The 12,268-nt window shown below is 59.4% G+C and carries 7 protein-coding genes; all 7 read right to left on the bottom strand.

Annotated features, from left to right (window positions below):
• The 7 genes from malQ to LA304_RS06975 all read right to left on the bottom strand — a co-directional run bounded on the left by malQ (position 1) and on the right by LA304_RS06975 (position 12,229).
• A complete protein-coding gene (malQ, locus tag LA304_RS07005) occupies positions 1-1,866 on the bottom strand; it encodes a 4-alpha-glucanotransferase (protein ID WP_224502391.1) in 1,866 nt (621 codons plus the stop codon).
• The gene (gene glgX / locus LA304_RS07000) at positions 1,859-3,949 is read right to left on the bottom strand and encodes a glycogen debranching protein GlgX (protein ID WP_224502390.1); all 2,091 of its coding nucleotides are present in this window, start codon (positions 3,947-3,949) and stop codon (positions 1,859-1,861) included. The genes malQ and glgX overlap by 8 nt, the downstream gene beginning before the upstream one ends.
• Entirely contained in the window at positions 3,946-5,394 is a 1,449-nt protein-coding gene (gene glgA, locus LA304_RS06995) for a glycogen synthase GlgA (RefSeq protein WP_224502389.1), read from the bottom strand. Before glgA ends, glgX begins: the two co-directional genes overlap by 4 nt.
• Positions 5,391-6,653, bottom strand: coding sequence for a glucose-1-phosphate adenylyltransferase (gene glgC, locus LA304_RS06990; RefSeq protein WP_455423505.1), 1,263 nt, complete (start codon positions 6,651-6,653; stop codon positions 5,391-5,393). The genes glgA and glgC overlap by 4 nt, the downstream gene beginning before the upstream one ends.
• Before the next feature lie 59 nt (positions 6,654-6,712).
• Positions 6,713-8,896: a 1,4-alpha-glucan branching protein GlgB gene (glgB, locus tag LA304_RS06985; RefSeq protein ID WP_224502388.1), complete on the bottom strand. Its 2,184-nt coding sequence runs from the start codon at positions 8,894-8,896 to the stop codon at positions 6,713-6,715.
• A 64-nt stretch (positions 8,897-8,960) separates the two neighbouring features.
• The gene (locus tag LA304_RS06980; protein WP_224502387.1) at positions 8,961-11,345 is read right to left on the bottom strand and encodes a glycogen/starch/alpha-glucan phosphorylase; all 2,385 of its coding nucleotides are present in this window, start codon (positions 11,343-11,345) and stop codon (positions 8,961-8,963) included.
• Between the two features lie 212 nt (positions 11,346-11,557).
• Positions 11,558-12,229 carry an NnrU family protein gene (locus LA304_RS06975; RefSeq protein ID WP_224502386.1) on the bottom strand — a complete coding sequence of 224 codons (672 nt, stop codon included), beginning with the start codon at positions 12,227-12,229 and terminating at the stop codon, positions 11,558-11,560.
• Positions 12,230-12,268 lie beyond the last annotated feature (39 nt).

Below are 12,268 nucleotides of genomic sequence, written 5' to 3'. Positions count from 1 at the left end.
TCATCGGTCGTTCTGGCGCATGATCTCTGCCACGCGCTCAAGTTTCTCGTGGCCGGCGAGTGCCGCCCCCCCTCCAGGCAGTCTGATCCGCCAGTTCGGATACTCGGTCGTCGTGCCCGGCAGATTCTGCTGATCTACCATATCAAAGAGCACCTCGGCCTGAACCGCAACCAAACGGGACGGTGTGGCGGCCAGAAAGCTGTGAAGCGCATCCTGATTGTCTGTTTCAATGACGCGATCAATCGCCGCGACTTCTTGGGTGCGAATGTCGAGATCTGTCTCGGTCTCCTCGGGCGACAACCCGCCCGCTTCAAACCGGGCCGTGATGTCCGCGCCCTTGCGCCACCCATGCCATGTCGGCAGATCGTGGGTCGAGAACGAGGCAACAGCGGCTTCGTCATAGGCCTCAGACGTCTTGAACTCCGGCGTTTCCCAATCCCAGCGCTCGAACATCGCGACACGGCATCCGAGAACACCCGACGCCGAGAGCGCCCCGCGCAAACCGTCGGGAATATTCCCGAGATCTTCGCCAACGATGATCCCGTTTGCCCGCGCCGCTTCGATCCGCGCAACCGCGAGCATCGAGTCTCGGGGCATGGTCACGTAGGATCCGGGCGCGCCATCCGGCACCCAGAAGGTCCGCTCGAACCCGAGAATATGGTCGATCCGCATCATGCCGGAAAACCGCATCTGACGTGCGAACGTCTCGGACAGAGCGCTATAGCCTCGGTCGCGGAGGGTAATCGGATTGAACGGAGCCAGACCCCAGTTCTGACCATCCGCCGAGAACGCATCCGGCGGCGCACCGAGGGAGGCACCGAAGGCAAAGCTCTCACGATCTTCCCACGTCTCTGCGCCGTGCGGGTGCGTGCCGACTGCGAGATCGAGATAGAGCCCATGGGCCATGCCGCTCGCGATGGCCTCAGACTGCACCTCGGCGAGCGCTTCCTCTGCCTGCCACTGGAGCCATGCGTGGAACTGGATGTCTTCGGCCAGATCAGCGCGGGCCTGCACGGAGGCGTCGCTCTCCGGGTCCTGCAATGCCTCCGGCCAATGGCACCAGAACGGACCGTGCACCTCAGACAGCGCCTGATGCAACGCGAAGGTTTCGAGCGCCGCGCCCTCGCGATTGAGATAGCCGAGGAACGCCGGAGACAGCTTTTGCTTCGCAAACGCCTTCCGCAGCGCCTTCATCCGCGTCGGGCCGTCTTTGACGTAATCCACGAGTTTGGTCGCACGTCCGGTGCCAGATGCCAGATACCCAACATTCAACCTGCGACGGTGGCTCGGGGTATAAGGGCTAAAGAGCCCCGGATCGGTCGGGAAACCGGCGTGAACAGGGTTGATGCCGAGAAAGCCCGCTCCTTTCGCGCCGAGGCTCTGAACCACCGGCATGAGGTCCTCATAGGCCCCGATCCCTTTCTGGGCGAGCGCATAGAGCGGTGCGGTCATACCCCAACCGCGCGCTGGCATCTCAATCGTCGGCGGCGCGGCCAAAAGGGTGATCCGCTGTGGCCCATGCGGGAATTCGGAGACGAGTTGATGGATGCCAAGCGGAACAACTGGCAGACTATCAGCCCCGCGTCCCTCCACCATGGTCCCGTCTTCGAAGATCAGTTCCCAAGTCGCGTCCCCGATATCGACATAGGGCTTTGTGCCCGCCTCAAACACGATGTCCCATGGCAGATGCCCGTCACCGTGATCAAGATGCTCTTGGGCCGCGGCCTCTGTCGGCGCGTCGATCCCGAGGGCGGCCAGAAGCGAGACGGCAGCCTCGACGCCAAGTTCGTGGAACCCGCCCATCTGATCATAGTAGCTTCGGTGGATGCCGCGCTGCTCTGCGAGCACCAGACGCAAGTCAGTCATTGTAGGCCTCCAATTCCAGTGCCAACACCGTCTCCGTGCCTGCGTGAACTGTGGGTTTCGTCATTACTTTGCCGTCAATCTCGGGACGACCAGTGTCGATCCAGAGCCGCCAACGACGGCCATCGGGGCACTCCGGCAGAACAACATCGACGGCTTCACCGCGGTTGAAGATGAGAAAGAGAGCTTCTTCCCGCTGCGCGTAGGCGGGTGTGCCCGAGGCAATTCGCATTTCCGCGCAGAGCGTCTTGACCTCCGCCGCGCCCCAATCACTATCGCGCATCGGCTCCCCGTCCGGACGCCACCAGAAGAGGTCTTCGATGCCATCGACGATCCGTTCATGGCTATGAAGGAACCGTTTTTGCCGCAAAATCGGGTGTTCGCGGCGGAACGCGATTAGGCGGCGCGTGAAGTCGAGGAAATCCTGATCATAGTCGGACCAGTCGATCCAACCGATCTCATTGTCCTGACAATAGGCGTTGTTGTTGCCCATCTGGCTGTTGCCAAGCTCGTCGCCCGCCAAGATCATCGGCGTGCCTTGTGAGAAGAACACGGTCGCGAGAAGGTTGCGGCGGCGTTGCGCGCGGGCGGCGATGATCGCGGGATCATCCGTTGGCCCCTCTTCGCCCATGTTGTCGGAACAGTTGTCCCCGTGGCCGTCACGGTTGCCCTCACCGTTCGCCTCGTTGTGCTTGGCGGTGTAGCTCACGACATCCATGAGCGTGAACCCGTCATGCGCGGTGACAAAGTTGACCGAACTCGTGGCTGGACGGCCCGAGTGGTCGAACTGGAGCGCCGATCCGGTGATCCTGTCCGCAAGCACGGCCACATGGCCCGCATCCCCGCGCCAGAAACGGCGCACACCGTCGCGGAACTTGTCATTCCATTCGAGGAACGGCGGCGGGAAGCCCCCAACGCGATAGCCGCCCGGACCGATGTCCCATGGCTCTGCGATGAGTTTGACCTTTGTGAGCACCGGATCCTGACGGATGGCGTCAAAGAACGACGCGCCGCGATCAAAGCCTGTGGGCGTACGGCCGAGCGTCGTGCAGAGATCGAAACGGAAGCCGTCCACATGCATCTCTTCGACCCAATAGCGCAGGCTATCGAGCACCATGCGAAGCACCATCGGGTGATCGATGTTGAGCGTGTTCCCTGTGCCCGTGTCGTTGATGTAGTAGCGCGGATCGTCGGCAAGCCTGTAATAGCTCCGGTTGTCGAGACCACGGAACGAGAGCGTCGGGCCAAGCTCGCTCCCCTCGCCGGTGTGGTTGTAGACCACATCCATAATGACCTCGATCCCCGCCGAATGAAGGCGCGCGACCATGTGCTGGAATTCGGCGAGTTGGTCATAGGCGAGGTAACGCGGGTCCGGCGCGAAGAAGCCGAGGGTCTGATAGCCCCAGTAGTTCACCAGCCCTTTTTCGACGAGAAACCGGTCGTTGAGAAAGGCCTGTGCGGGCAACAACTCGATCGCCGTCACGCCGAGGTTCAGCAGGTGATCCAGAACGGCATCAGAGGCAAGGCCAAGGAATTTTCCCTTGTGCTGCACATTCGGGTGCATCTGGGTGAGGCCCTTGACATGGGCTTCGTAGATCACGGATTGCGCGATGGGGGTGTGCGGGGCCTTGTCCCTGCCCCATGCGAAGAGCACGTCCTCAACAACGCAGCGCGGCATATAGCGGGCGCTGTCACGTTTGTCGAAACTCAGGTCCACATCAGCATGGCCGACGCGGTAGCCCATGAGGCTATCGTGCCAATCGAGATGTTTGGTCAGTCGCTTGGCATAGGGGTCAATCAACAGTTTGTTGTAGTTGAACCGGTGCCCCTCCTGCGGCGCGTAGGGGCCATCGGCCCGCAACCCGTAAAGCTGTCCCGGACGTAGCCCCGGCACATACCCGTGCCACACATCGCCATCCCGTTCGGGTAGGTCGATACGGTGCGTCTCTGTCCGGCCATCGGGCGAAAAGAGACAGACAGAGATGCGGCGCGCGTGTTCGGAAAACACCGCAAAATTGACGCCCTCGCCGTCAAACGTGGCCCCGAGAGGAGCTGCATGGCCTCCCAGGACGGTCAGTGAACTCATTCGGCGGCTTCCTCTAGCGCGGCGGATGCGCCGACCATGTTCGTGAAGAGATCGGCATATTGCGCGGCAGATGTGTCCCACCCGACCGGCTGCGCCATAGCGTTGCGGATCATCTGCTGCCAGATCTTTGGTTTCTGGTAGAGATCACAGAGCGTGTTGATCGAATGTTTGAGCGCCTCGACAGAGGTCGGGTAAAATTGGAGACCTGTTGCGACCCCTCTGGAGAGAGACGCAGGCGTTGCAGGGATCACAGTATCGGCCAGACCGCCGGTGAGAGACACCAGCGGCAGAGTGCCAAAGCGCAGGCCGTAGAGCTGCGTCAGGCCGCACGGTTCAAAGCGCGACGGCACGAGAATAGCATCGCCGCCCGCGATCAACCGCCGTGCCAGCCCCTCGTCATAACCAATGCGCACAGAGACGTTTTCGTGACGGAGCGCGGCATCGCGGAACGCACTCTCGAAATAGCCCTCACCGGAGCCAAGAAGCGCCAGTTGCCCACCGTTTTTGAGCAGCGTAGGAAGGGACTCAAGCAGGAGATCAAAGCCCTTCTGCCCCGTCAAACGGGAGATCACAACGCAGAGCGGGCCGTCGCTCTCTGGCAGGTGCATTTCCTCGCGCAAAAGGGCCTTGTGCTTTGCCTTTCCGCGTGCGGATTTATAGGACGGCGACCACACGTCGAGGTCGATCCCATTGAGAATGCCTGTAAAATCGCCGCCACGGGCCGCAAGAACACCTTCCATGCCCATGCCGAAAGAGCCATCCATGAGCTCACGCGCATAGGTTGGTGAAACTGTGGAGACCTTCGAAGAGGCGATAATCCCCGCCTTGAGCATCGACAGCTGGCCCCAGTATTCGAACCCGCCCGACGTAAAGCCCTGCGGCGGCAATCCGAGCGTTTCGACCATATCGGCGCCGTAACAGCCCTGAAAGGCGACGTTGTGAATGGTCATGAGCGTTTTCACACGCTCTGCCGCACCCAGTTCACGAAGATAGATCGGGGTGAGACCCGCCTGCCAGTCGTGGAGATGCATCGCATCGGGAAACCATTCCTCAATGCCGTGCGTCGCAATCATGGCCGCGGCGAGAGAAAGAGCCGCAAACCGCTGGGCATTGTCGCCCCAATCGTGCCCGTCCGGCCCGGTGTAGGGACGTCCGTCACGGTCATACAGATGCGGTGCGTCAAGAATGTAGAGAACGGACGCCTCGGAGCCGGAACCGAGCACGCCACGACGAACGCGCGCGGGACCGCCGAACAGGTCCCAGACTTCGAACACTGTTTCGGCGTCTGGTTGCGCCGAGAGCACCTCTCGGTAGCCGGGCAACAGAGTGCGCATTTCTACGCCATGTGGGGCCAATGCACCGGGCAATGCGCCCGCAACATCCGCCAAACCTCCGGTTTTGACCAACGGAACGCATTCCGATGTGACCGAAAGAACCTTGATCATACGCCTGCTGCCCTCTTGTCGATCATTTCTTGAGTGATGAGAGTGACCCCGCCCTCTGACACGCGGAACCAGCGTGCATCTACCTCGGGGTCTTCGCCCACGACCAGCCCCGCAGGGATCTGAACGCCGCGGTCGATCACCACATTCTTGAGACGACAATGTCGTCCGATTTCCGCCTTCGGCAAGACCACGGCCCGCTCAAGCGACGAATAGGAGTTCGTCCGCACGTCAGTGAACAAAAGGCTTTCGCGGATCTCCGTGCCCGAGATGATACATCCGCCGGACACCATCGAACTCACAGCAGAACCACGACGGTCGGGGCGGTCGTGAATGAACTTCGCGGGCGGCGTGTTCTCCGAATAGGTCCAAATCGGCCAATCGCGGTCCCACATATCAAGCTCGGGCGTAAAGTCCGTGAGGTCGATGTTCGCCTTCCAGTAGGCATCAATCGTGCCCACGTCACGCCAATACGCCTCCGCCTCCGAATGACGCACGCAACTGTCGGTGAAGCGGTGGGCCTGTGCCTTGCCGTTCTTCACAATCGACGGGATCAAGTCATTGCCGAAATCGTGGCTGGAGGATTTGTCCTCCATGTCGGCGAGCAGAAGCTCTCGCAGGAACTTCCAGCTGAACACATAAATCCCCATGGACGCGAGCGCCTTGTTCGGCTCGCCCGGGATCGCGGGCGGATCAGCGGGCTTTTCGAGGAAGGAGACGATGCGGTCGTTTTCATCGACCCCCATCACGCCAAAGGCGCTCGCTTCTTTCCGATCAACGGTCAGACAGCCGATCGTCACGTCGGCATTGGTTTCCACGTGCTGACGGATCATGATTTCATAATCCATCTTGTAGATGTGGTCGCCCGCGAGGATTAGAATGTAATCAACGTCATAGCTGTCAATGATGTCGATGTTCTGGGCAACAGCGTCCGCAGTGCCGCGATACCATGTGCTCTCCTCATAGCGTTGGGACGCCGGAAGAATGTCGATGAATTCATTCCGTTCCGCGCGGAAAAATGTCCAGCCACGTTGGATGTGGCGGATCAGGGAGTGCGCCTTGTATTGCGTCGCAATCGCCATCTTCCGGATGCCGGAGTTGAGCGCATTCGACAGCGCGAAATCAACGATCCGGTTTTTCCCACCGAAATAAACGGCAGGTTTCACGCGATTGTTTGTAAGTTCCTTGAGACGAGACCCACGCCCACCGGCCAGAACGAAAGCCATTGAGCGATTTGAAAGTCGGTTTCCCATGTGCGGCATTTTCTATTCCTTCTCCCCAAGTGACCGGTTTCGAGAGACCGGTTTTCCCGTCACGCTGTTTACTTGACAAAAATCAGCGTGCTTAGTGGTGGAAGCGTCAAAGTTGCGAAGGCCCCCTGCCCTTGCCAACTTCCGTCTTCCGCGATGATTTTCCCCATATTTCCACGCCCGCCGCCGCCATAAATCTCGGCGTCGGTATTGAGTGCTTCGATCCACGTGCCGGTGGACGGCAGACCGAGTTTGTAGCCGGTGCGTTCAACAGGCGTGAAATTACACACGACGACGACCTCCGGCTGTCCAGCTCCGCCTCGGCGGACCCAGGCATAGATCGAGTTCTCGGAGTCATTCGCCTCAATCCACTGGAAGCCATCTTCCTCGCAGTCTTTCTCATAAAGAGACGGCGTTGAGGTATAGAGATGGTTGAGGTCGCGAACGAGGTTCTGAACCCCGCTGTGCATGTGATAACCGAGGCAGGCCCAGTCGATCTCCGACTCGTAATTCCACTCATGCCATTGGCCAAACTCCTGCCCCATGAACAAAAGCTTCTTGCCCGGATGCGCCCACATGAACCCGTAATAGGCCCGCAGGTTGGCGAATTTCTCCCACTCATTGCCCGGCATTTTGGTGAGCATGGAGCCTTTGCCATGCACCACTTCATCGTGGCTGATCGGCAGGATGAAGTTCTCAGAAAAGGCGTAGTGGAGGCCAAAGGTCATTTGATGGTGATGGTATTTGCGGTGGACGGGTTCGCGCGACATGTAGTCGAGCGTGTCGTTCATCCACCCCATGTTCCATTTGAACCCGAAGCCTAGGCCGCCCGTATCAACCGGCGCGGACACGCCTGCAAATGCCGTGCTTTCCTCAGCCGCCGTCATCGCGCCCTCGACCTCGCCGTAAACGAGGGTGTTCATCGTCTGGAGCATGCCGATGGCTTCGAAATTCTCGCGTCCGCCGCGGGAGTTGGGGATCCATTCCCCGTCCTTGCGCGAATAGTCGCGGTAAATCATCGACGCGACCGCATCCACGCGCAGACCGTCGATGTGGTATTCCTTGAACCAGTAAAGCGCGTTGGAGGTCAGGTAATTGGACACCTCGTGCCGCCCGTAGTTGTAAATGAGCGTGTTCCAGTCCTGATGGAACCCTTCGCGCGGGTCGGCGTGCTCATAGAGCGCCGTGCCGTCGAATTTCGCGAGACCATGGCTATCTGTCGGGAAGTGTCCCGGCACCCAGTCGAGCAAAATCCCGAGACCTGCCTCATGTGCGGACTCCACAAGATCGCGGAATTCATGCGGAGGACCGAAACGGATCGTCGGGGCGAACATACCCACCGGTTGATAGCCCCAAGAGCCGTCATAGGGATATTCGGACACCGGCATCAGTTCGATGTGAGTAAATCCCATGTCTTTGGCATAATTCACCAGCTCAACAGCGGCTTCCTTGTAGGAAATCGGACGCCCGCCCTCCTTGCGCCGCCAAGACCCGAGCTGCACCTCGTAGATCGAGATCGGCTTGTCACGCTTCTGGACGGCCTCACGGGTCGACATCCACGCGTCATCGGACCAGCCATAGCCGGAGATATCGCGCACGACCGAGGCCGTTTCCGGCGGATGCTGCGCACCGAAGCCAACGGGGTCGGCCTTGAGCGCCGCCTCACCGTAGGCACCGAGAATTTCGTATTTGTAGATCGTGCCGTCCCCGAGGTCCGGCATGAAGATTTCCCAGACTCCCGTCGCCCCGCGTCTGCGCATCACATGGCGACGACCGTCCCACGCGTTGAAGTCGCCAACGACAGAGACGCGACGGGCATTCGGTGCCCAGACCGCGAAGTGCGTGCCTTTGACGCCTTCGTGCTCAATGACATGCGCGCCGAGGGCTTTCCACAACTCGCGGTGAGAGCCCTCGCCGAGCAAGTATTCATCGAGATCACCGAGAACGGGACCGAACCTGTAGGCATCTTCAACCTGCCAGATATCGCCCCCGAACTTCCCGCGGATCACATAGGGTTTTGCGCCGGAAACCTTTCCGTGGAAAAGGCCTTTATACCCGTCGACGGGCGCGAGGGGGTATTCCTTGCCCGCCGCCAGCGCCGTGATTGTCTCGGCGCCGGGGTCGAAATAGGTGACGTAGCGCACCCGTCCGATTTTGTGCGGTCCGAGCACTGCGAAGGGATCGTCATACGTTCCTTCGCAGATGTGAGCTAAAGTTATTGGGTCCGCGAAGTCTTGGGCGGTTGGCGAGGCCATCAAAAAATTCCCTTTATTCTCTGCCACCTTAGGAGATTCGCCAAACCGATCAATCCTGCGAAAACTAGGCAAGCAGACTCTCTGCCCCCCAAATATCGCACATGTAGCCGCGGATTGTCCTGTCAGAGGAGAACCAGCCTGAGCGCGCCGTATTCAGAGCAGCCATCTTGCTCCATTTCGGCTTAATCTTATACGCTTTGTCAACTTCGCGCTGCGCACGCCAGTAGTCGGAGAAGTCCGAACAGACGAGGAAATAGTCCGACCAAGTGAGGTTATCCGCGATGTGATTGTAGCGTCCCGGCTCCTCCGGAGTGAAGGTTCCATCGCGCAATGCGGCGAGTGCACGGCCCAGACGCGGATCGGCATCAATCGCCTGTTGCGCATGGTCGTGGATCATCCGGCGCTGCATGACTTCGTCCGCCAACAAGCCGAAGAGGAAGAAGTTCTCTTCCCCGACTTGCTCGCGAATTTCGACGTTGGCCCCGTCGAGCGTGCCGACCGTCAGCGCGCCGTTGAGCGCGAATTTCATGTTGCCCGTGCCAGACGCTTCTTTACCAGCGGTCGAAATCTGTTCACTCAGATCGGACGCCGGAATGAGACGTTCTGCGAGGCTCACATTGTAGTTCGGCAAGAAGATCACCTGAAGCGCATCGCGCGTCTCCACATCCGCGTTCACCACCTTCGAAACGTCGTTGATCAGTCGGATGATATCTTTGGCGAAGTAATAGCCCTGCGCCGCTTTCCCCGCGAAGATTTTGACGCGCGGCACCCAATCGGCATGCGGGTTATCCTTGATCTCCTGCCAATGGGCGATGGTTTCAAGGATATTGAGGTGCTGACGCTTGTATTCGTGCATCCGCTTGATCTGGACGTCGAACATCGCGTTCGGGTTCAAAACGACACCGTGCGACTTGGCGACGTAATCCACAAGGGCCTGCTTGTTGTTCTGCTTGACCTGCATAAAGCGGTCGAGCCAGCCTTTGTCGTCAATCACCCCTTCGAGCTTTCTGAGCTGTTCGAGATCCGCGACCCACTCGTCCCCGATGCTCTCGGTGATGAGAGAGGACAGAGCGGGGTTACAGCTATGGACCCAACGGCGCGGCGTGACGCCGTTCGTCTGGTTCACGATGCGGTCGGGGTGCAACTCGTGCAGTTCTTTAAACACAGTCTGCTTCATCAGATCAGTGTGGAGCGCGGACACCCCGTTTACCTTGTTGGCGACGATGAAGGACAGTTCCCCCATCTTGACCTGCCCGTCAGAACGCGCCGAAAGGGTGCGGGACGGATTGGCCTTGGCGTGCGCGTCGTCAATCCGGTCGATGATCTGGAGGTGACGCGGCAGAAGACGGCCCATGAGACGCTCGTCCCAACGCTCAAGCGCCTCCGGCAGAAGCGTGTGGTTGGTGTAGTTCAGGCAGCCATGTGTGATTTCCAGCGCCTCCTCAAAGGAGAACCCGCGCTCATCGTGCAGGATGCGAAGAAGTTCCGGCCCTGCAATCGCGGGGTGCGTGTCGTTGAGCTGAATGGCAATCTTGTTCGGCAGTTCACGCAGATCGTCATGCGCGCTCTCAAAGCGGCGGAGAATGTCGCGGATGGAGGCTGCGGAGAAGAAATACTCCTGCTTGAGGCGCAGCTCTTTACCGGCCTCGTTGCTGTCCTCGGGATAAAGCACACGGGAGATCGTCCGCGCGAGGGCTTCGTGCTCCGCAGCGGCGGCAAAGTCACCGGAGTTGAACAGCCCGAGGTCAAACGGATCAACAGCACGACCGGCCCAGAGGCGCAGGGTGTTGGCCCATTTGCCCTGCCAGCCGCAGATCGGGGTATCGAAGGCTTCGGCCTCGATCATCTCCGACGGGCGCCAGAGGGTCTTGCCGTTCTCGTAATTCACTTCACCGCCGAACCCGATGCGCAGCAGCACTTCGGGACGTTCGAATTCCCACGGATGCGGTTCTTGGAGCCATGTCTCCGGGCTCTCGACCTGACGGCCATCGACAAAGCTCTGTTTGAAGAGACCGTTCTCATAGCGGATGCCATAGCCCATGGCTGGACACCCGATGGTGGAAAGACTGTCGAGGAAGCAAGCCGCCAGACGGCCCAAGCCGCCATTGCCGAGCGCGGCGTCGGGTTCGTCGTCCAGAATGGTGCGATAATCCATGCCGAAGCTCGTGAGAGCCTCTTTGACCTCATCCACCAGTTCGAGGTTCACAATACCGTCTTCAAGCAAGCGCCCGATCAGGAACTCCATGGAGAGGTAGTAAACCCGCTTGCCGTCCTGCTGATACGTCTTGCGCGTTGAGGAGACCCACGTGTCCACGATCCGGTCACGGATGGCGTGGCTCAGCGCCATACGCCAATCGAAAAACTGCGCGTGCTCGGGGTCCTTACCCATGGTGTAGGTCAAATGCCGAAGCAGGGCGTCGCGGAAATTCGGGGAAGAGGTCGAAGCCATGGGTCACCTTCTTATGTGAATTGGAGATCCCACGCGCACATTCGCGCAGTATCTCGTCAAGCTCTTTAGCGACGCTAAGTCACATTCAAAATACATAGCAAGACAGCGCGTTAATTTTTCTTGCTGCTTGGCAGCATTCGTCACACCGATCTACCTATCTCTGCCGAATTGCACTTAATTCAGGCAGGTTAGTCAGATAGCTGCCTGGGCGCTCACGGCAAGGGGCTGATCCCGATGACTGGCCCGTGTGCAAAGAGCAAAACCCCGTAGAGTGCGACTCCTAGAAGCCCGCGTATGATGAGTCCTGACGGCGTTGCTTGGGTCGTGAAGAGAGGGGCGGACCGTGTCGCAATGCGTAAGTCGTCATGTCGCGCGCCCATCTGCCGACGCTTGCGCCGGTCGATCATCCGCATCCCGAAGACGGAGAAAATTGCGAATGACCCGAACACAAGGACATGCGCCAGATCGCCATTCGCAATCACATGCGTGCTAGACCAGATCAGCAAGACTACCAACAGAGGATGACGCACCCACCGGATAAGGCCCGGTTTTTCAGGCACATAGGCCTCACTCTTCCCGCCGCCGAAAGAGAACGGGTTGGGCCGCCCGATGGCAAATGCCAGAAGGAGACAGGCGGGCAACATGAGCGTCATAACGAGGTGATTGATCCACAGCGGCTTGCCCCAAAGAGGCACAAACGGCGCGCGTCCAGCCGCCATAAGAAGCCAGATGAGCACAGCGAGGGATAAGAGGGAGTAAGCAATTGAGAAGCCGCGCGCCCCGATGAGCGCCACGAGACGCGCTTTCACCGGCGGTCGCACTGGGATGGCATGTGTCGCGAAAAACGCGATGAATGCGATCAGAAATCCGAGCCAGCCCTGCATGATAAATCCCTCAAACCGTTCTCTGTTTTGACGGGACTA

It is taken from the genome of Celeribacter litoreus (assembly GCF_020165855.1).
In the GTDB taxonomy this organism is placed as follows: Bacteria; Pseudomonadota; Alphaproteobacteria; order Rhodobacterales; family Rhodobacteraceae; genus Celeribacter; species Celeribacter litoreus.
Note: the sequence above shows the minus strand (reverse complement) of the source record. Positions and strands in the feature narration are given on the sequence as shown.